Source organism: Planktotalea sp. (assembly GCF_018607965.1).
GTDB lineage: Bacteria > Pseudomonadota > Alphaproteobacteria > Rhodobacterales > Rhodobacteraceae > Planktotalea.
Genome location: NZ_JABBAM010000111.1, coordinates 1 through 17,600 on the forward strand (window position 1 = coordinate 1; position 17,600 = coordinate 17,600).

The 17,600-nt window shown below is 53.8% G+C and carries 21 protein-coding genes; 14 read left to right on the forward strand and 7 right to left on the reverse strand.

What is annotated here, in order from left to right; all coding sequences use genetic code 11:
• Nucleotides 1-120: 120 nt before the first annotated feature.
• A complete protein-coding gene (locus tag QZ279_RS10440; RefSeq protein WP_293450579.1) occupies nucleotides 121-1,773 on the reverse strand; it encodes an iron ABC transporter permease in 1,653 nt (550 codons plus the stop codon).
• Nucleotides 1,774-2,048: 275 nt separating this feature from the next.
• Between QZ279_RS10440 and QZ279_RS10445 the strand changes: the two genes are divergently transcribed.
• A complete protein-coding gene (locus QZ279_RS10445; protein WP_293450581.1) occupies nucleotides 2,049-2,744 on the forward strand; it encodes a hypothetical protein in 696 nt (231 codons plus the stop codon).
• Between the two features lie 22 nt (nucleotides 2,745-2,766).
• On the opposite strand, the gene QZ279_RS10450 is transcribed toward QZ279_RS10445, so the two are convergent.
• The gene (locus tag QZ279_RS10450) at nucleotides 2,767-3,030 is read right to left on the reverse strand and encodes a DUF2312 domain-containing protein (RefSeq protein WP_293450582.1); all 264 of its coding nucleotides are present in this window, start codon (nucleotides 3,028-3,030) and stop codon (nucleotides 2,767-2,769) included.
• Between the two features lie 129 nt (nucleotides 3,031-3,159).
• On the opposite strand from QZ279_RS10450, the gene QZ279_RS10455 reads away from it, so the two are divergent.
• Both QZ279_RS10455 and QZ279_RS10460 read left to right on the forward strand, forming a co-directional pair.
• The gene (locus QZ279_RS10455) at nucleotides 3,160-3,375 is read left to right on the forward strand and encodes a hypothetical protein (protein ID WP_293450584.1); all 216 of its coding nucleotides are present in this window, start codon (nucleotides 3,160-3,162) and stop codon (nucleotides 3,373-3,375) included.
• A gap of 39 nt (nucleotides 3,376-3,414) precedes the next feature.
• Nucleotides 3,415-4,095 (forward strand): M48 family metalloprotease, encoded by a 681-nt coding sequence (locus QZ279_RS10460; RefSeq protein ID WP_293450586.1) that lies wholly within the window; start codon nucleotides 3,415-3,417, stop codon nucleotides 4,093-4,095.
• Here QZ279_RS10460 and QZ279_RS10465 read toward each other — a convergent pair.
• Genes QZ279_RS10465 through QZ279_RS10475 form a run of 3 tightly spaced genes read right to left on the reverse strand, consistent with a single transcriptional unit; the run spans nucleotide 4,075 to nucleotide 6,367 of the window.
• Entirely contained in the window at nucleotides 4,075-4,632 is a 558-nt protein-coding gene (locus QZ279_RS10465; RefSeq protein WP_293450588.1) for an RSP_2648 family PIN domain-containing protein, read from the reverse strand. The genes QZ279_RS10460 and QZ279_RS10465 overlap by 21 nt on opposite strands.
• The gene (locus QZ279_RS10470) at nucleotides 4,629-5,825 is read right to left on the reverse strand and encodes an RSP_2647 family RNA methyltransferase (RefSeq protein WP_293450590.1); all 1,197 of its coding nucleotides are present in this window, start codon (nucleotides 5,823-5,825) and stop codon (nucleotides 4,629-4,631) included. Before QZ279_RS10470 ends, QZ279_RS10465 begins: the two co-directional genes overlap by 4 nt.
• 38 nt (nucleotides 5,826-5,863) lie before the next feature.
• On the reverse strand, nucleotides 5,864-6,367 hold the full coding sequence (locus tag QZ279_RS10475; protein WP_366513934.1) for a DUF6778 family protein: 504 nt from the start codon (nucleotides 6,365-6,367) through the stop codon (nucleotides 5,864-5,866).
• A 439-nt stretch (nucleotides 6,368-6,806) separates the two neighbouring features.
• Here QZ279_RS10475 and edd point away from each other — a divergent pair, with 439 nt between their 5' ends.
• Nucleotides 6,807-8,612, forward strand: a complete 1,806-nt coding sequence (gene edd / locus QZ279_RS10480) for a phosphogluconate dehydratase (RefSeq protein WP_293450594.1) — start codon at nucleotides 6,807-6,809, stop codon at nucleotides 8,610-8,612.
• 16 nt (nucleotides 8,613-8,628) lie between these two features.
• Nucleotides 8,629-9,273: a bifunctional 4-hydroxy-2-oxoglutarate aldolase/2-dehydro-3-deoxy-phosphogluconate aldolase gene (gene eda / locus QZ279_RS10485; protein ID WP_293450596.1), complete on the forward strand. Its 645-nt coding sequence runs from the start codon at nucleotides 8,629-8,631 to the stop codon at nucleotides 9,271-9,273.
• Nucleotides 9,274-9,325: 52 nt separating this feature from the next.
• Here the strand turns inward: eda and bamE are convergent, their stop codons facing one another.
• The gene (gene bamE, locus QZ279_RS10490) at nucleotides 9,326-9,778 is read right to left on the reverse strand and encodes an outer membrane protein assembly factor BamE (protein ID WP_293450598.1); all 453 of its coding nucleotides are present in this window, start codon (nucleotides 9,776-9,778) and stop codon (nucleotides 9,326-9,328) included.
• 88 nt (nucleotides 9,779-9,866) lie between these two features.
• On the opposite strand from bamE, the gene QZ279_RS10495 reads away from it, so the two are divergent.
• Nucleotides 9,867-10,439, forward strand: coding sequence for a DUF177 domain-containing protein (locus QZ279_RS10495; protein ID WP_293450600.1), 573 nt, complete (start codon nucleotides 9,867-9,869; stop codon nucleotides 10,437-10,439).
• Nucleotides 10,436-10,927: a cupin domain-containing protein gene (locus QZ279_RS10500; RefSeq protein WP_293450602.1), complete on the forward strand. Its 492-nt coding sequence runs from the start codon at nucleotides 10,436-10,438 to the stop codon at nucleotides 10,925-10,927. Before QZ279_RS10495 ends, QZ279_RS10500 begins: the two co-directional genes overlap by 4 nt.
• Before the next feature lie 475 nt (nucleotides 10,928-11,402).
• Here QZ279_RS10500 and QZ279_RS10505 read toward each other — a convergent pair whose 3' ends face one another.
• Nucleotides 11,403-12,380 carry a sterol desaturase family protein gene (locus QZ279_RS10505; protein WP_293450604.1) on the reverse strand — a complete coding sequence of 326 codons (978 nt, stop codon included), beginning with the start codon at nucleotides 12,378-12,380 and terminating at the stop codon, nucleotides 11,403-11,405.
• A gap of 207 nt (nucleotides 12,381-12,587) precedes the next feature.
• On the opposite strand from QZ279_RS10505, the gene QZ279_RS10510 reads away from it, so the two are divergent.
• The 7 genes from QZ279_RS10510 (at nucleotide 12,588) to QZ279_RS10540 (ending at nucleotide 17,489) form a co-directional block, all read left to right on the forward strand.
• A complete protein-coding gene (locus QZ279_RS10510) occupies nucleotides 12,588-13,046 on the forward strand; it encodes a tRNA (cytidine(34)-2'-O)-methyltransferase (protein WP_366513931.1) in 459 nt (152 codons plus the stop codon).
• A gap of 92 nt (nucleotides 13,047-13,138) precedes the next feature.
• Nucleotides 13,139-13,291 carry a hypothetical protein gene (locus tag QZ279_RS10515; RefSeq protein ID WP_293450608.1) on the forward strand — a complete coding sequence of 51 codons (153 nt, stop codon included), beginning with the start codon at nucleotides 13,139-13,141 and terminating at the stop codon, nucleotides 13,289-13,291.
• 250 nt (nucleotides 13,292-13,541) lie between these two features.
• Nucleotides 13,542-13,748, forward strand: a complete 207-nt coding sequence (gene rpmF, locus QZ279_RS10520; protein WP_085311426.1) for a 50S ribosomal protein L32 — start codon at nucleotides 13,542-13,544, stop codon at nucleotides 13,746-13,748.
• Between the two features lie 21 nt (nucleotides 13,749-13,769).
• The gene (gene plsX / locus QZ279_RS10525; protein ID WP_293450613.1) at nucleotides 13,770-14,879 is read left to right on the forward strand and encodes a phosphate acyltransferase PlsX; all 1,110 of its coding nucleotides are present in this window, start codon (nucleotides 13,770-13,772) and stop codon (nucleotides 14,877-14,879) included.
• Nucleotides 14,876-15,844 (forward strand): beta-ketoacyl-ACP synthase III, encoded by a 969-nt coding sequence (locus QZ279_RS10530; protein ID WP_293450615.1) that lies wholly within the window; start codon nucleotides 14,876-14,878, stop codon nucleotides 15,842-15,844. The genes plsX and QZ279_RS10530 overlap by 4 nt, the downstream gene beginning before the upstream one ends.
• Nucleotides 15,845-15,944: 100 nt before the next feature.
• Nucleotides 15,945-16,247, forward strand: a complete 303-nt coding sequence (gene ihfA / locus QZ279_RS10535) for an integration host factor subunit alpha (RefSeq protein WP_293450617.1) — start codon at nucleotides 15,945-15,947, stop codon at nucleotides 16,245-16,247.
• Nucleotides 16,248-16,265: 18 nt separating this feature from the next.
• A complete protein-coding gene (locus tag QZ279_RS10540) occupies nucleotides 16,266-17,489 on the forward strand; it encodes a MerR family transcriptional regulator (RefSeq protein ID WP_293450619.1) in 1,224 nt (407 codons plus the stop codon).
• Nucleotides 17,490-17,600 lie beyond the last annotated feature (111 nt).

The following is a 17,600-nucleotide window of genomic DNA, read 5'->3' on the forward strand; positions in this document are numbered from 1 at the left end:
CCGCGGACCTATTGATTACAAATCAATTGCTCTACCAGCTGAGCTATAGGGGCAACAAAGGCGGAATACAAAGAGTTGGGGATCGCTGCAAGAGGGTATTTCACAAAATTTGAAAAAAGTTCATCGGCTCGATCTGGCAAGCATTGCGACAGCGCACAGACCTACAGCAATTACCAAAATTGCGGCGGGTGCTGCGTCGCCCAGGTTCTCCAGGCTGGCTTGGTCATGGACCCGCGTTGCAAGGGTGTCATAGTTGAAAGGGCGCAACAGCAACGTCGCGGGGAGCTCTTTTACGCAATCCACGAACACAAGCAGTAACGACGACAAGGCGGATGCACGGATCAGCGGTAAGTAGACCGAGCGCAACACCTGCCCTTTTGAACGCCCCAAGGAACGTGCAGCCATTGGCAGACTGGGAACAACCCGTCCCATCGCCGCGTCCGCCGCCCCTTGCGCGATCGCGAAGAACCGCACGCAGTAGGCTAGGATCAACGCAAACGCAGAGCCTGTAAGAACCAACCCAACATCAGAGCCTGTCAACGCCTCGATCCCGTCCGCGAGTGCGTGGTCAATGAAGGCCAACGGCACAAGGATGCCAACCGCTAGGACCGCGCCTGGGGCAGCGTAGCCAATGCCGGTTACAGGCATCAGCAAACGCGGCAACGCACGATCAGACAAGCGTACGCCATAAACCATAAAAAGCCCTAATGCGACGGTAACAAACGCTGCAATGCCCGCAACTGTGAGCGTATTCACAAGCGCGCTGAACAAAGCAGGATCACTCCAACGTTCAGAATTATCGACAGCGTGACTTAAGATCACGCTGGAGGGCAATACAAATCCAATTGCGAACGGGAGGGCACAACAGGTGAACGCAAGCACCGCTTTCCATCCTTGTAGGGGTGCTTTGATCACGCTGCGATGACTGCGCGACAGGGAAAAGAAACGGCTGCGACGGCGGGACAACTTTTCTAGCGTCACGAGAAGAATAACCAATAACAAGACGGTGCTCGCGATTTGCGCAGCGCCACCTGCGTTATTGCTTTCCAACCACACGCTGAAAATGCCAGTCGTCAGGGTTTGCACCGAAAAATAGTCAACCGTGCCGAAATCATTCACCGTTTCCATCATGACAATCGCTGTGCCAGCCGCAATCGCAGGGCGTGCCATGGGCAAGCCAATCCGCACAAAGCGCGCAATTGCCCCTGCCCCAAGTGAACGCGCCACCTCTTCGCCGCACCCGGATTGTTCGCGAAACGCGGCGCGTGCCATGATGTAGACGTATGGGAACAACGACGCGCTTAGGACAAGGATTGCCGCGCCAATGGATCGTATTTCTGGGAACCAGTAATCACGCGAATTGCGCCAACCAAACACATCGCGCAACCCTGTCTGCACAGGTCCCGCGTATTCCAGAAAATCCACCAACGCATAGGCACCCACGTAGGCAGGAATCGCCAATGGCAACAGCAACAACCACTCAAACCAGCGCGCGCCAAAAAACTGGTAGCGCGCAATCAGCCAGGCAGTACCCGTTCCAACAATCGCGGCCAATGCACCAACACTCACCATCAAAACCAATGTATTCTTAAGATACCGTGGCAAAGTCGTGGAAATCAGGTGCGGCCAGATATTTTCGCTCGGGAAAAATGCGATCCACAAGACAGCTGCAATTGGCAGAACCACAAGCGTCGCAATCAAAAGCGCGCCAAGCGACCAGAGGCTTGTCAAAGCCGAACGAGCACGCATGTGTTTGATATCAATCTGTGTCATGACGGCCTTGTGCAGGAAATCGGTTTAACTGTCCATAAATGCGCATGTAGTACATTACTGAAACGAATACGCTAAAAAAGCAGGTATTGATGCAGGTCATACTCCACGCCGATGCCCATTCCAAGGATGTTGGTAGGCTTCTTAAAACACTCTTCAAGCACCGTGCATCCTTTCAAGAGCGTGGTATCGCGCTGCCGCGCCCCCGTCACTACCGCCAATTACTAAGTGCTACAGTTAAAGCGCTTGCAAAATGATCTGCTGGCCCAGATTCGCGTATGGCATTCTTAGACGCCATTATGGACGTTGATGCGACAGAGGTAGATCGCCTTATTTTGCACAGCGAGAATTTCTTTTGTGTACCCAAACTGGGCTTTCACAAAGGGCGCATTTACCCCCAAGCGGGGTCACGTCTTTCGTATCATACGCATCTGTTTGCTGACGATGAAGTCGAACTTTTCATAGGTATTCGAAATCCCGCAACGCATTTGCCTGCGATGTATGCCGCAACGCCCCATACGCAATTCATAGATTTTCTTGATGGTGCGGACCCGCGCGATATCTATTGGTCAGACCTGATCACGTCGATCCGCCAAGACGCTCCAAATGTTCAGGTGACTGTTTGGTGCAATGAAGACACGCCAATGATCTGGGGAGAACTCGTGCGCGAAATCGCAGGGCTTGCTGCAAACGAACCCTTTGACGGCGCTTATAATTTACTTTCAGAAATCATGAGCCCCGACGGGATGGCACAGTTCGAGAGCTATCTCAAAAGCCATCCGGACATGACTGAAATGCAAACGCGGCGCGTCATCACAGCGTTTTTGGATAAGTTCGCGATCGAAGATATGGTCGAGGAAGAAGTCGACCTGCCAGGTTGGACAGACACGCTGATTGAACAGTTGACGGATCAGTATGAAGAAGACGTCTTCAAGGTCAGCCGCATTCCAGGCGTGACGCTGCTAAGCCCTTAAGGAAAAAATCGTAAATGCAGGATTAACCCTGCATTCCAAGCGCTTCTTTATACATCTCAAGAACGGCTTCTTCTTCTGCAATGTCATCTGGCTCGCGCTTGCGAAGAGCAATCACTTTACGAATAACCTTTGCGTCGTAGCCACGACCCTTTGCTTCGGCTAAGACTTCCTTGCTTTGCTCTGCAAGGTCCTTCTTTTCTTGATCAAGGCGCTCAAGACGCTCGATAAACTGGCGCAACTCATCTGCTGTCACACGGTAGGTGGTATCGCTGATTACATCTGACATGGGTACGCTCCGCATATGGAAAAAGGTTAGGCCACTCCCCTAGCGCCCCGCCCGCGATGCTGCAAGGGCTTGCGAGCGTTGCGTGCGCACGATAGGCGGTGCGCATTCAATTTGTGCAAGGATATGACAATGGACGGTTTGATTTGGTCTGGAGCTGCGGTTTCGTTCTTAGGTGTGATCGGCCTGTTCTGGAGCATCGTTAAAGTGAACCGCGCACGCAAAGCCGGTCTAAGCGACGAAGACCTGCGATTTGCCGTGCAAAAAGTGCTGCCACTCAATCTAGGATCACTGTTTTTGTCTGTGATTGGCTTAATGATGGTGATTGTCGGTATTTTCCTCGGATAGTCTCTTGCCTGATCGCAGGTCCAGCCACATATCTAACATATGTTGAAATTTGCCCCCATTTTACTCGCAATTATTTATGGCCTCGCCGTGTATCGCTTCTCCGTTTGGCGCACGAGCCGTGAGTTGGATGAAAAATCCACTGAACTGGATGACCCAAATCTGAAACCCACCATGGCAAACATGGCACACGCTTTGGATATCCCACGCATTCGGGTACATATCTACGAAATCGACCCTGTGAACGGTCTTGCAGCACCCGATGGGCGCATTTTCATCACGCGCGGCTTTTATCAGAAATTCACCAGTGGCGAAGTAACGGGCGAAGAGATCGCTTCGGTGATCGCGCACGAACTCGGCCACGTGGCTTTGGGGCATTCACGCCGTCGCATGATCGATTTCTCGGGCCAGAATGCATTGCGAACGGCTTTGGCAATGGTCATCGGTCGCTTCATCCCCAGCGTCGGCCCTTGGATCGCGGGAATGCTGACATCGTTGCTGGCTGCACGCCTGTCACGCAGCGATGAATATGAAGCAGATGCCTACGCTGCGGCCCTGCTCACAAAGGCTGGCATCGGTGTCGCACCACAAATTTCACTGTTTCGCAAACTAGATGCATTGACCAAAAGCCAATCAGGCCGCGCGCCTGCATGGTTGATGAGCCACCCAAAAACGGATGAGCGCATCGCAGCGTTAGAAAAGCTAGGGGCCCGTTGGAGCTGACACCAGCGCTTTGCCAACCCGTGGCATGCGCGCTTTTTTGAACAGGTCTTTGATCGTCCAAACCTGACCAGACAAGCGGTTAGCTTTATCAAGCACGCCTTGCGCCACATCTGCCATCAGATCCGGCTGTGCCTGCCAGATCCCATAGAGCAATCCGTCTGGGTTCACCCGCGTCAGACCTTCTTCGGCCAAGATACCCGCAGGAAAATCCTTATTATTCATGGTGACGATACCGTCCGCGCCGCCAATAACAGCCGCCGCAATCACATGCACATCTGACGGATCTGGCAGCCAAAACCGCGCTTCCTGTTCATCGGTGTAGCGTACGGGAGCCCGAGGAAAGGCCGCGTTCAGCAACGCGCCCTCGCCCATCACGTCCATCGCGGCTGCTTCACCGTGCTTAAGAACCGCGCGCCGCCATTCTTCCAAGATGCGCGCGGACCAAAGGGGTTCAAACGCCCCTGCTTTTGCTGCCCCGATCAACATCTCGCGCATCACCGTCGGGTAGAGCACGCATGTATCCAGAAGCAACCTCATAGACGGTAGAACAACGCCTTTAGATATCCGCTTTCGGCCAATTGCGGCATCAAGGGATGATCTGGGCCTGCAAACCCTGTGTGGATCAACGACCCTGCGCGTTCTGCGCGACCAATACCGCGTGTACAAGCAAAGCGGAACTTACCAAGATCAGCCGCGTGCGAACACGAACATAGAACCAGACAACCACCCTCTTTCACCAAGGGGGCCGCCATTTTCGCAAGGCGCTCATAAGCGCGCAAGCCGACTTCTAGCTTAGCTTTGCCGGGTGCAAATGCAGGTGGGTCACAAACAACGATGTCATATTGTGCGCCGTCTTTGGCCAAGTCTTCTAGCACATCAAAGGCATCACCCTTGCGCGTTGTGACTTTGTCTGTAAATCCAGACGCCTTCGCGCCCTCTTCAACAAGCGCCAATGCAGGGGCTGATCCATCTACGCAAAGCGCTGATTTCGCGCCACCAGCGATTGCTGCCAAGCCAAATCCACCGACGTGGGAAAAGACGTCCAAAACATCCGCGCCCTCACTTAGACGCGCTGTAAATGCGTGGTTGGGGCGTTGATCATAGAATAGGCCTGTCTTTTGACCGCCTGTTAGATCCGCGGCATACATCGCACCGTTCATCGGAACCATCAACGCGGCGTCAGGTGCCGCGCCAAGCAGAACAGTATTAACATCATCCAAACCCTCAAGCGAGCGCGTGCGACCTGCGGCGTTCTTCAGGATATTCTTAACACCTGTGACTTGGGCCAAAGCAGCGGCCAGAGGCTCTAGCAGTAACTCAAGCCACGCCGCATTTGGTTGGACAACAACCGTGTCGCCAAAGCGATCAACGACCAAACCCGGCAAGCCATCAGCCTCTGCATGGATCAAACGGTAATAAGGTTGATCAAACAGACGCGCGCGCAATTGCAGCGCGCGGGTGATTTTGGCGGCAAACCATGCTTGATCAATCGTCGCGTCTACATCGCGTTCGATCATACGGGCGGTGATGCGCGACAAAGGGTTCGCTGCGACCAAGCCCATTGGGTTTCGTTCAGCATCCTCCAACACGGCGATTGTGCCCGGTTCAAGGTTTTTGCTGCGACGGTCTAGGACGAGCTCATTATCATAAACCCAAGGTGCGCCGTGACGAATGGCACGCGCATTGGCTTTGGGTTTAAGGCGAAGGACGGGTAAAGGGGACGCATTCATAGCGTCCCCTTAGCGATTTCATGGGCGACTGAAAAGGATCAGTTGCGGTTCAGTGCAACAAAGAAGCCTGAATTCTGGTCATCATAGCCATTCGGCTGCGTCAAATCGGCCTGCAAGACCTGCGTCAAAAAGCTGGTGATGCGGAATTTTTGCGTGTCACCGCGTTGATCAGCTTGGATCGCAGCTTGGCCTTTCAGGGCATCAAGACTGGATTCGACCAAGCGAGCTGGGCGCAGCGTCGCACCTATTACAGGGTCAAGCAGAGTCACAAAGAAGTTGATGTTGTGCACACCACCTGTTGAATACCGTGCTTTTTCTGTCAACGCGTGGAAGCGTGTTACTTGAATGTGCATGTGCACGGGACGGCTGCCTGTCAGGGTCGCTGCTGCGTTTTCAGAGCTTTGTGCTATGATCGCTTTGACCTGCTCATAGCGGTCACCATACAAATCACCGCGCCAGATGATGTCACCTTTAGGGTAGTATGTGTTTTTCTCGGACACTTGCAGCGAACGCGTGACATCGACGGTGATGCGTGCGCATATTTACATCAGGAATGAATACATTGCCCGCGTCCACTTTTACCACAGCCAATGCTGGCTGGGAAAGGGCGCTAACGGGATCAATGGATGGGCCCGTTGCGTTACGGCTTGAAATCTGTGGACCCTAACATGCGGATACTGTGACCGCGGCAAGGGTTAGCATTATTATACGAAACTTATTCATGACGTCCTCCTGACCTTCTGGCCTTTTGTACAACCACGGGATGGTATCCAAGCAAGGCGGAAATGGGGCAACGTCGTGACGCAAGCGTGATATTTACAATTTGTTATTATTTCTAAAGGGACATCCAACAACTCTAAAACCTGCGACAATAAAGTCTGTTCAAATTGAATTGCACTCTCGACGTTAGCGCTAACATCTTTTATTAAGCAGGAAAATAAGATCAACTTCGCGACACAAATTCCTAGGACACACACGCCCATGAGCCTGCATCCCATCATCAAAGAGACCACAGACCGTATTTTGGAACGCTCACAAGAGCGTCGTTCCAAATACATGGCACACATGCGCGCTGCTGCGTCTGAAGGTCCGCGTCGTGGGCACCTAACATGCGGCAACCAAGCGCATGCTTATGCAGCTATGGGCGATCAACAGCATACTCTGGCAGAAACGCCCGCACCGAACTTGGGCATTTTGACATCCTATAACGACATGCTTTCAGCGCATCAGCCATTCGAAGGCTATCCTGCGATCTTGAAAGAAGCGGCCCTTGCGGTGGGTGCCACGGCCCAAGTCGCAGGCGGCGTGCCTGCGATGTGTGATGGCGTGACCCAAGGTCAGACAGGCATGGAGCTCTCCTTGTTCTCACGCGACGTGATAGCACTGGCGGCAGGTATCGGATTGTCTCACAACACATTCGATGCGGCGGCCTACCTTGGTGTCTGTGACAAGATCGTTCCCGGGTTGATTATCGCGGCTGCAACCTTCGGTTACATCCCGGGCATCTTCGTGCCTGCGGGTCCGATGCAATCTGGCCTGCCGAACGATGAAAAAGCCCGCGTGCGTAACGAATTCACCGAAGGCAAAGTTGATCGCGCTGCGCTGATGAAGGCGGAAATGGCCTCTTATCACTCTGCTGGCACATGCACATTTTACGGCACGGCCAACTCGAACCAAATGTTGATGGAATTCATGGGCCTGCATTTGCCCGGTGCCTCGTTCGTCAATCCAAACACGCCCCTGCGCGACGCCCTCACCCGCGAAGCCGCAGCGCGCGTGCTGTCTATCACCTCCTTGGGCAATGATTTCCGTCCTGTGTGCGATGTTCTGGACGAACGCGCCTTTGTGAACGGTATCGTTGGCCTAATGGCCACGGGTGGTTCAACGAACCTTGTTTTACACCTTCCAGCAATGGCGCGTGCAGCGGGTGTTGATCTACGCCTTGAGGATTTCGATGCGATTTCATCTGTTGTGCCCTTGATGGCCAAAGTCTATCCAAACGGTTTGGCGGATGTGAACCACTTCCACGCTGCGGGCGGACTACCCTACATGATTGGCCGTTTGCTGGATGCAGGCTTGCTGCACGAAGATGTCACAACCGTTTACGGCAGTGGTCTCGGCGATTACGCGAATGAGCCCGCCTTGGACGCTGGTGCGTTGATCTTCCGCAAAGGCGCAAGCGAGAGCCAGAACGACAAAATCCTGCGCCCCGCAAACGATCCGTTCCAGAAAAGCGGTGGCCTGAAGCAACTTATGGGCAATCTGGGCCACGGCATGATGAAAGTTTCTGCCGTTGATCCGACAAATCAGATCGTCGAAGCACCTGCGCGTGTCTTCCATAGCCAAGACGAAGTGAAAGCCGCGTTCAAAGCTGGTGAATTCAATTCTGATCTGGTGATCGTTGTGCGCTTCCAAGGCCCAAAAGCCAATGGCATGCCCGAATTGCACGGACTCACGCCTGCCATGTCCGTCACAATGCAACGCGGTCACAAGATCGCTTTGGTGACAGACGGTCGCATGTCGGGTGCTTCTGGCAAAGTGCCGTCGTGCATCCATGTTAGCCCAGAGGCGGCTGCAGGTGGCCCGTTGTCGCGCATCCAAGACGGGGATATCATCCGCGTGGATGCTACCACAGGCACACTTGAATGCCTAACCGAGGGCGCACTCGATCGACCTATCGCCACACCTGACCTTAGCCACAACGGCAATGGTGTGGGTCGTGAACTGTTTGACGTCTTCCGCCAGAAAGTTGGTACTGCCGACACCGGTGCTGGCGTCGTTGTATAACTAAGGAACTCCACACATGATTACTCCATTCGAAGCTAGCGCACGCGCGTTGGAAATCTGCCAAATGGCCCCAATCGTCCCTGTTTTGGTCGTTGAGGACGCATCAATCGCACAAGACTTGGCCCGTGCGTTGGTTGCAGGCGGATTACCCGCGCTAGAGGTGACACTTCGTACAGACGCGGCACTAGAGGTCATTGCAGAGATGGCAAAGGTTGAGGGCGGCGTTGTTGGCGCAGGCACCCTACTGACACCCGCCGATGTTAGCGCGGCCAAAGCAGCTGGCGCGCGGTTCGGCGTGTCCCCCGGTGCGACTGATATTTTGCTAGATGCATGCGAAGCAGCGGACCTGCACTTGCTTCCGGGTGCGGCGACCGCGTCTGAATCGATGCGCTTGCTAGAACGCGGCTATACCGTGCAGAAATTCTTTCCTGCCGAAGCCGCTGGCGGGGCCGCAGCCCTAAAAGCAATAGGATCCCCCATTCCACAGGTGCGTTTCTGTCCAACAGGTGGTGTGAGCCCAAAGAATGCCGAGGTCTATCTGGGCCTGTCCAACACGATCTGTGCAGGCGGCAGCTGGGTCTGTCCAAAAGATTTGATTGATGCACGTGATTGGAAAGCCATCGAAGCGCTCGCACGCGCGGCGTCCCAACTTAAAGTCTAGGCGAAGGTCAAAAGCACGCCGCCCTTTCAGTGATCAAAGGGCGGTCCGTGGTTTAATTCAGGATATCGGACGCGGAGAAGCCTCCAACGTTCGACAATATCTTCTTGATAAAGTTGACGTCCTGCCCATTGCGCGTGACGCGACGTGCAAGCGGTACAACTTTACCATCTTCCAACCCATAGCGCCCTATATTTTCCACAATGCCAACTTGGTTAAAGCTGATAGCAACCACTTGGCGCTCAATCACTTGCGGCTTTTGCCATGCAAAGTGCTTCACGCGGCTGCGCACATAGTAATATCCACTGTCGTTCAACACACCAGCGGAGGATGGTGCCCCGACGATGTCAGCAACCGTATCGCGCGTATCCAAACCCACGGAAACCTGCGCAAGGTCCTCTTCATTTGGAACATAGCCGTGGTTTCTAAACGTTGCCGCACAAGCGGCTAACGACGTGCACAACAACACTGCTGTGCCGAATTTAAATACTCTACCTGCTGCTCGCATAGAGGTTCCCTCTTGTCTTGGCCTACTCTGCCTTGGTATCGGAAATACGACACGAACGCCCGACGTTCAAGAAAGGAAAATTTCCACCATGGAAGACACGCATCCGTTTCCAGAGTTTGTACTAGAAACAAGCGCCCTCGGACGCCGTAAACTGTCCAAGTTTGAACTACGCCCTGATCAGGCTCAATTACAGGCTTTAAAGGGTGATTTGGACCTCGACGGCCTGCGCAAGGTGGGTTTCAAGGGAAACCTCAGCCCCGCAGGCAAACATGATTGGGTCCTAGAGGCCGAGTTGGGCGCGACCGCCGTACAGCCCTGTACGATTACGTTAGAACCTGTGACCACGCGGATAGAGGCCACAATCGTGCGCCGTTTCGTTGCCGAGATGCCTGAATTTGCGAAAGAGGCCGAAGAAGATGAATTCGGTGGCACTGCTGTTTTGGACGATGACACACTGGAACCTTTGGGAAATGTGATCGATCTATGGCGCGTCCTGGCTGAGGCGCTGGCGCTGGAACTTCCCGACTACCCCCGCCTTGAAGGCGCAGAACTGGGTGAGATGAATGTTACAGAGCCCGGCAAAACCGCGCTGGACGCCGACACCGTGAAACCCTTTGCGGGCCTAGCCGCGTTCAAAGACAAGCTGGAAGGCAAGGAATGAGCGACGACGCTTACCTCATCCCTGTCCAAGCCATCAAGGACATGGAGGGGCTCCAAAAGACCCATTTCCTGAATGACAACGCCGCCCGCATCAACAAATCCCTCGGTGATCTTACCGGCCTCACAGGTTTCGGCTTTCACATCATCGAAATCGAGCCGGGCCATGACAGCACAGAACACCACATGCACCATTTTGAGGACGAATGCGTCTACGTGCTAAGCGGCATCGCGACGGCCTATATCGGCGAAAACCCCCACCAGATCGGTGCGGGTGATTTCATAGGTTACCGCAAAGGCGGCGCGGCCCATTCAATCACCAACACTGGCACAGAGACGTTTCGCTGCATTGTCGTCGGCGAACGCTTGGCCTATGATGTAGGCTTCTACACCCGCCTCGGCAAACGGATCTATCGCAACGAGGGCGTGACATGGAACCTTGTGGATCACGAAAATATTGTCGAGATTGGCGGTGGCGCGGGCAAGAAGTAGCGTTGCGTGGTCAGTCTCTCACATGAGATCTTCAATCCACATCTTAAGCGACTGCTCCGACCCTAACAAAGCGCAAACATTGTGTAACGGGTGTTATGTGATGGACGTCAGTGAGGCGTTAAGAAGTATCGCCAATGATGGCAACGAGCCCAGAGCGCTTTTACTGCGTTTCGCACGAAGATCCGGTAATGAGGACCTGGCCATATTCCCTCAAAGAGCTTTAGAAGTTCCACCAAGGGATCCGCACTCATTGTAAAGAGATTTGAGTTACGAATGCGGCTCGTTGTATTGCAGATCATAATTAGCCATTTAGCCACAAGCTACCTCTTTCTGCACGGGTCATCGGAGCGGACCTCTGAAAACTTGCAGCAAACTTCAACAAAATCCTGCACCGCCGACACTTAGAAACGTAATGCTGAAAATCCGACTACGCCTGATATGTTACCCACTACTCACTCAAACCGCTCCAGCCATCCTAGCCCATCATCTTCTTACGCCGCTCTTTGATCCGCGCGTCGGCCTCGGCTGTGCCATCATGGAACGAGCCAAACAGCTTATCCCACGGCAGCTCGAGCGAGCCGTAGTTACATTCGAAATACCGATGGTGCATTTGGTGATGGAACGTGCCCAGCTTAAGACGGTTCTCGTCTTTGAACACCAGCCCTTCATAGCCCGTATGCGTCGTTGCGGCGGTCAGCGTATAGTATTGCATGTGGAACAGAATATGCAGCGGATGCGCGCCGATCACGAAATGGATCAGCACGGTTCCAAGGTAGATAATGTGTTCCACAGGGTGCATCGACAGGCCCGACCATGGCCCTACATTGATATTTCGATGATGCAGCGCGTGCACGTGTTTGTAGAGGAACGGAATGTGCAGAAAACGGTGGATCCAGTAGAAATAAAAGCTCTCCCATAGCGGGATCAGGAAGAAGAGTGCGACGAACCAAACAGGGTTCGCAGCCCATGTCAGCATCCGTGCATATCCGTTGGCAAGGGACCAAAACATCAAGACTTCATAAGCGGTCCAGAAAAAGACCCCACTGCCGAGCGTCCAGAACATGTTGTCCCTGATTTGTCCGCCCAACGTGAATTGCTTGCCGTTCTTCATCAACGGACGCGGATCGTATTTCAGTTTTGCCCCTTGCGCAGAGTAGCTGTAGAAATAAAGGTGCAAGCCCCCTGCAACCGCACTCATCAACACCATGTTGCGCACCCACAGCTCGAACATCCAGCCAAACGCAAGTGTGCGGGTTTCTTCCAAGGGCGGCTGGAACCATGCAAGGGAAATGCACGCCAGCCCTAGGATGATCAGCTTTTCAGTGATCAAGAACCAAGAATTCCACACCCAGGCCAGCATATTTTTGGGAACCAAAGGCCACGTGAAAAACGGCGAAACCTGCAAAGGTACGTTTGGCTTGTGATTCCACCCTTTGAGCGGTGCATCTGACATTGGTCTCTCCCTGTTCCTGCACATCTGGCGCAGAATTATCAGGTAGCGCAATTTCTTTTTGCGCACGTGGCATCGTGAGCCGTCAAAGTTGGACGTTGTAGAGTCCCTTTTAGTTGGGATACCACAATCCAAACACAGGGCTCAAACACTGGTCCAGTCCACCATCCGCCTTAAAGAAAGCACATGCATCCAATGTCTAAACCGCAAATGAAAATGGTATTGGTCACGCCTGAAATCCCCTACAACACAGGTGCAATCGGGCGAACCTGTGTGGCGCTGGAACTTGAGCTGATCTTGATCCACCCCTTGGGTTTCTCGCTGGACGAAAAGTCGGTAAAGCGTGCGGGAACTGATTATTGGAAACACGTTCAGCTCAGCGAATACGACACCTGGGAGAGCTTTCTCAAAACCCGCCTGCCACCACGCGACAGCCTCTTCTTTTTTGAAGTGAACGGCGCGCAAAGTGTGTTTGAACCGGACTATCCAGAAGATGCCTATCTGGTGTTCGGTTGCGAATCCAAAGGGCTGCCACCTGAAATCCTAGAAGGGTTGGATGATCGCGTGTTCAACGTGCCGATGCGCAGCTCGCTTGTGCGCTCGCTAAACTTGGCCAACACTGCAACAGCCGTTGTATATCAAGCCTTGCGCACCCAACTTGGAGGCTAGGAGTTAAGGAAAACGCTGAGATAAGATCAGACATATCTCTCAGCATCGTCATGTGGGGCTTGCTCAACCTGCATCCCTTCGGTTGATGCGCAATGCGCACTTTCGTTTACATCCACCCCTTCCCGCCATTGCCTCACTATGTGGCGCAGATTCTTGTAGGCATGGGCACGCTCGACGCTCTGTGTTACGCTCGTTGGCTCAAACATGGACCGATCAAATCCGAACTGCGTAAAATTGTCGGTTAAAAGCAGAACAAACCACAACATAGAATCCCTGCGCACAGGCCAGAAAACCTGCGACATCCACTAAACATGCACCCCGTTCGCCGCTTCACACATCACAAGCCAAAAGAATCACTTGCACAACACCCTTTCTTGACTATTTTCCCGCGCTCATACGAATTTAGGGTTGGACAGGCGGCGTACCCTCGCATATGTGCCACCAAGACCCATTCATCGGCCCAGTTTAGTGGCCCCAAAAGTCAAAGGTTGCGACATGGCTGTCCAGCAGAACAAAGTATCCAAATCGCGCCGCAACAACCGTCGTGCGCATGACTCACTCGTTGCAGCGAACCCTAATGAGTGTTCCAACTGTGGTGAGCTGAAGCGTCCACATCACGTGTGCCCCTCTTGCGGTCACTACGCAGATAAAGAAATCGTTGCACAAGCTGACGAGATCGATCTGGACGAAGACGCGGCATAAATTATCCGCGAGGTAGGTTCCATGACTGTGTCCACTGATCTACTCGGTGATCCGACAGCAGCCGGGAACAAGAGTATCATTTTATCAATCGACGCCATGGGCGGCGATCAAGGACCGGCGGCTATTGTCGCCGGTATTTTTCGTTCTGCGCGCAAGAATCCAGACCTTGGCTTTATCGTACACGGCCCTGCTGCAACGATTACCCCGCTCTTTGCCAAACGCAAAGGGTTGCTGGAAAAGTGTGAAATTCGTGATGTCCCTGACGTTGTGAAGATGACTGACAAACCCAGCCAAACCCTGCGCACAGGAAAGAACACATCCATGTGGTCTGCTGTCGAGGCGGTGCGCAGTGGCGACGCCGCGGCATGTGTGTCGTGTGGCAACACAGGCGCGCTCATGGCGATGAGCATGATCCGCCTGCGCAAATTGCCCGGTGTGAACCGCCCCGCAATCGGTATTTTGTGGCCGTCTCGTTCGGTACATGGGTTCAACGTGATGTTGGACGTGGGCGCAGACATTCGCGCCGATGCTACTGATCTTTTGCAATACGCATTGATGGGTGTGTCCTATGCCCGCAACGGTTTGAACATCGACCGCCCCCGGGTTGGGCTGTTGAACGTGGGCACCGAAGAACACAAAGGTCGCACAGAACTACATGACGCCAGTGAGTTGATCGAGGGCCAAGCAGAGGCTACCGGTTTCGAATTCGTTGGTTTTGTAGAGGGCGGCGACATCCCAGGCGATCGCGCAGATGTCATAGTCACAGATGGGTTCACCGGCAATGTTGCACTTAAAACGGGTGAAGGCACGGCCAGCCTGATCGGGGATCGACTGAAGGAAGCTTTCAACTATTCGCTGCTTTCTAAACTGGCCGGCCTTTTGGCACTTACCTCAATGAAACGTCTGCAAAAGCGCATCGATCCGCGTCGCGTCAACGGCGGTGTGTTCCTTGGTTTGAACGGTACAGTTGTAAAATCACATGGCGCTGCGGATGCCACTGGTGTTGACGCCGCGATAAATCTTGCATTTCGCCTTGCACAGTCTGGATTTTCGGACAGACTGGCGAAACGTATTGCAGCCAGCACACAGGCCGCTGCTAAAAGCATCGCCGAGGAGAGCCCTTCCAAATGATACGTGCGCAAATCAAAGGGGTTGGGCATTATCTGCCGAAGAACGTTGTTCCAAATGAACATTTCGAAAAAACTTTAGAAACCTCCAGCGATTGGATCGTATCGCGCTCAGGTATCGAACGCCGTCATTTCGCTGCTGAGGACGAAAACACATCCCACCTTGCCGCCCATGCTGCGCGCGCCGCCCTTGCGGATGCGGGTCTTGAGGCAAGTGATTTGGACGCCTTGATCGTCGCCACCTCGACCCCTGATCTAACATTTCCTTCTGCAGCAACCATGGTGCAGCACCGGATTGGCATGAAAGGCGGATTTGCGTTTGACGTCCAAGCCGTTTGCGCAGGATTTATCTTTGCTCTTGCAAACGCCCATGCGTTGATCGTTGCAGGCACAGCCAAGCGCGTCATGGTGATTGGCGCAGAAACTTTCAGCAGCATTATGGATTGGACCGATCGCGGGACATGTGTGTTGTTCGGGGATGGCGCAGGCGCGCTGATCCTAGAGGCCGCGACGGGTGACGGAACATCTGCTGATCGCGGTGTCCTATCGACGGACCTGAATTCAGACGGCACCTACCGCGATATCCTTTACGTCGATGGTGGCGTGTCGACCAAAACCACTGGTTATTTGCGCATGGAGGGCAAAGAAGTCTTCCGCCACGCTGTCGAAAAGCTGGCCGCAACAGCGCACACGGCAATGGATAAAGCAAATATCACGTCCGAGGACGTCGATTGGGTTGTTCCCCATCAGGCCAATATTCGCATCATCAAAGGCACTGCCAAAAAGATGAACGTGCCGATGGAGAATGTGATCGTGACGGTTCAATATCACGGAAACACCTCTGCGGCATCGATCCCTCTCGCGCTTTCGGTTGGCAAAGCTCAAGGCAAGATCAAGCAAGGTAATTTGATTGTGACAGAAGCAATTGGCGGTGGCCTCGCTTGGGGCGCAGTCGTTTTACGCTGGTAAACCCCTGATAATTGGGCCTTTCCCTCCAATTCCAACATGTCAGACTTGACTCGTTTTTCCGGTTGGTTCTAAGGTGGTTCAATAGCCTTGGGGGGCGCATATGACTGAAAAGACTTTAACGCGTATGGATCTAAGCGAAGCGGTGTTTCGCGAAGTTGGTCTGTCACGTAATGAATCTGCTGACTTGGTAGAGAACATACTAACGCATCTCTCCGATGCTTTGGTCGCTGGTGAACAAGTAAAAATTTCGTCTTTCGGCACATTCAGTGTGCGCGACAAAGCGGCCCGCGTTGGCCGCAATCCAAAGACGGGTCAAGAGGTTACAATCAATCCACGCCGTGTTTTGACGTTCCGCCCGTCCCACTTGATGAAAGACCGTGTCGCAGACGGCAACAAGAGCTAAAGCAGGAGCAGTCCGACGATGCCTAAATCCAAGGACGCGTTCCGTACGATTAGTGAAGTTGCCGAATGGCTTGAGACCCCCGCGCATGTTTTGCGGTTTTGGGAGAGCAAGTTCACCCAAGTCAAACCTGTGAAACGTGCAGGTGGACGCCGCTATTACCGCCCCGCTGATATGCGTTTATTGGGTGGGATCAAAAAATTACTGCACGATGACGGCCTTACGATCAAAGGTGCGCAGAAACTATTGCGCGAACATGGCGTTAAGCACGTTGCAGACCTTTCACAGCCTTTGGATGAGGATTTGATCGAAGAAAGTCAGATTGCGGAGGCCGCGTATGAGCCAGATGCACAGCCTGAGCCAGCGATCGAAGAACCGGCTAAAGTCCTCAGTTTCCCAAGCAGAAGTGAACATAATCAAGAACCAACTCCTGCACCGGATTCAGTTGCAGCCAAGCCTGTTCAAGAGGCAGCACCAACTACCCCAAGTGAACCAAAACAAGAAGAATCAATTCAAAATGAAGCAGCGCAAGACGTCGCAGTAGCGGACGATCCGTCTACGACGACAGCGCCCGACGCCGTGCAAGCGCCCGAGGAAGAACCCGCACCCCTTGATCGTTCAGGCGACAGCCCTGCCTTTGGCAGCGACGCACTCCCTGCGTTCCTGCGCCGTTCCCCGAACCCGCCTACTGCGTCTGAGACTGAACCAGCACAAGAGGTCGCAAGCGCAGAATCTGACACGCCAAACTCTGCGCCTACGCTCAAGCCGGAAAAGCTGACTATTAATCCAACCGCACACTTCAAGCCTGTCGAACCTGTAAACACAGACAGTACTCAAGAAGGCGCGCCCAGACCCGAGCCTGAGATCGCGCGCGCCACTCCGGTGGCACCTGCTGCGCCAACCGAACCGCAACCGATGTTTGCGCACCGCAAAGAGAACACGGAACCGCAGGGCGAGATAGAAACATCTGCAGCAACGACGCAAATGTCGGACGCCACTGAAAAGTCCGTTGAGCTGACGCCGAAGCCAATTGTCGATGCCACGCCCGAAACAGCACCTGCGCGCGTTCACATTGACCTTCCAGCAATTGCCAAGATCGCACCAGAACTCGACAGCTATTCCGCGCCAGCCGGTGTTCTTGCCGCACTTCCCAGTGCACGCAAGATCGCGCCCGAGATCGCAAACCAGCTCTTGCAGCAGCTTGTAGAACTTCGCGCACTGCGTGATCGGATGCAAAGTCACTAGAGGCGCACTTTGGACTTGCCCTTGCACGCATTTCCATTAAACACCGCCCTATCAAGCGTCGGGCTATGGCGCAGTCTGGTAGCGCGTCCGTCTGGGGGACGGAAGGTCGCA

Bases quoted from the DNA above. Each gene is read 5' to 3' on its own strand.
- rpmF (WP_085311426.1), top strand. From the start codon at position 13,542: ATGGCTGTCCAGCAGAACAAAGTATCCAAATCGCGCCGCAACAACCGT.
- QZ279_RS10540 (WP_293450619.1), top strand. From the start codon at position 16,266: ATGCCTAAATCCAAGGACGCGTTCCGTACGATTAGTGAAGTTGCCGAA.
- QZ279_RS10460 (WP_293450586.1), top strand. From the start codon at position 3,415: ATGTTGAAATTTGCCCCCATTTTACTCGCAATTATTTATGGCCTCGCC.
- QZ279_RS10515 (WP_293450608.1), top strand. From the start codon at position 13,139: ATGCGCACTTTCGTTTACATCCACCCCTTCCCGCCATTGCCTCACTAT.
- ihfA (WP_293450617.1), top strand. From the start codon at position 15,945: ATGACTGAAAAGACTTTAACGCGTATGGATCTAAGCGAAGCGGTGTTT.
- QZ279_RS10470 (WP_293450590.1), bottom strand. From the start codon at position 5,825: ATGAATGCGTCCCCTTTACCCGTCCTTCGCCTTAAACCCAAAGCCAAT.
- eda (WP_293450596.1), top strand. From the start codon at position 8,629: ATGATTACTCCATTCGAAGCTAGCGCACGCGCGTTGGAAATCTGCCAA.
- QZ279_RS10455 (WP_293450584.1), top strand. From the start codon at position 3,160: ATGGACGGTTTGATTTGGTCTGGAGCTGCGGTTTCGTTCTTAGGTGTG.
- QZ279_RS10530 (WP_293450615.1), top strand. From the start codon at position 14,876: ATGATACGTGCGCAAATCAAAGGGGTTGGGCATTATCTGCCGAAGAAC.
- QZ279_RS10505 (WP_293450604.1), bottom strand. From the start codon at position 12,380: ATGTCAGATGCACCGCTCAAAGGGTGGAATCACAAGCCAAACGTACCT.
- QZ279_RS10510 (WP_366513931.1), top strand. From the start codon at position 12,588: ATGAAAATGGTATTGGTCACGCCTGAAATCCCCTACAACACAGGTGCA.
- QZ279_RS10500 (WP_293450602.1), top strand. From the start codon at position 10,436: ATGAGCGACGACGCTTACCTCATCCCTGTCCAAGCCATCAAGGACATG.
- QZ279_RS10495 (WP_293450600.1), top strand. From the start codon at position 9,867: ATGGAAGACACGCATCCGTTTCCAGAGTTTGTACTAGAAACAAGCGCC.
- QZ279_RS10465 (WP_293450588.1), bottom strand. From the start codon at position 4,632: ATGAGGTTGCTTCTGGATACATGCGTGCTCTACCCGACGGTGATGCGC.
- QZ279_RS10440 (WP_293450579.1), bottom strand. From the start codon at position 1,773: ATGACACAGATTGATATCAAACACATGCGTGCTCGTTCGGCTTTGACA.
- plsX (WP_293450613.1), top strand. From the start codon at position 13,770: ATGACTGTGTCCACTGATCTACTCGGTGATCCGACAGCAGCCGGGAAC.
- edd (WP_293450594.1), top strand. From the start codon at position 6,807: ATGAGCCTGCATCCCATCATCAAAGAGACCACAGACCGTATTTTGGAA.
- QZ279_RS10450 (WP_293450582.1), bottom strand. From the start codon at position 3,030: ATGTCAGATGTAATCAGCGATACCACCTACCGTGTGACAGCAGATGAG.
- QZ279_RS10445 (WP_293450581.1), top strand. From the start codon at position 2,049: ATGGCATTCTTAGACGCCATTATGGACGTTGATGCGACAGAGGTAGAT.
- bamE (WP_293450598.1), bottom strand. From the start codon at position 9,778: ATGCGAGCAGCAGGTAGAGTATTTAAATTCGGCACAGCAGTGTTGTTG.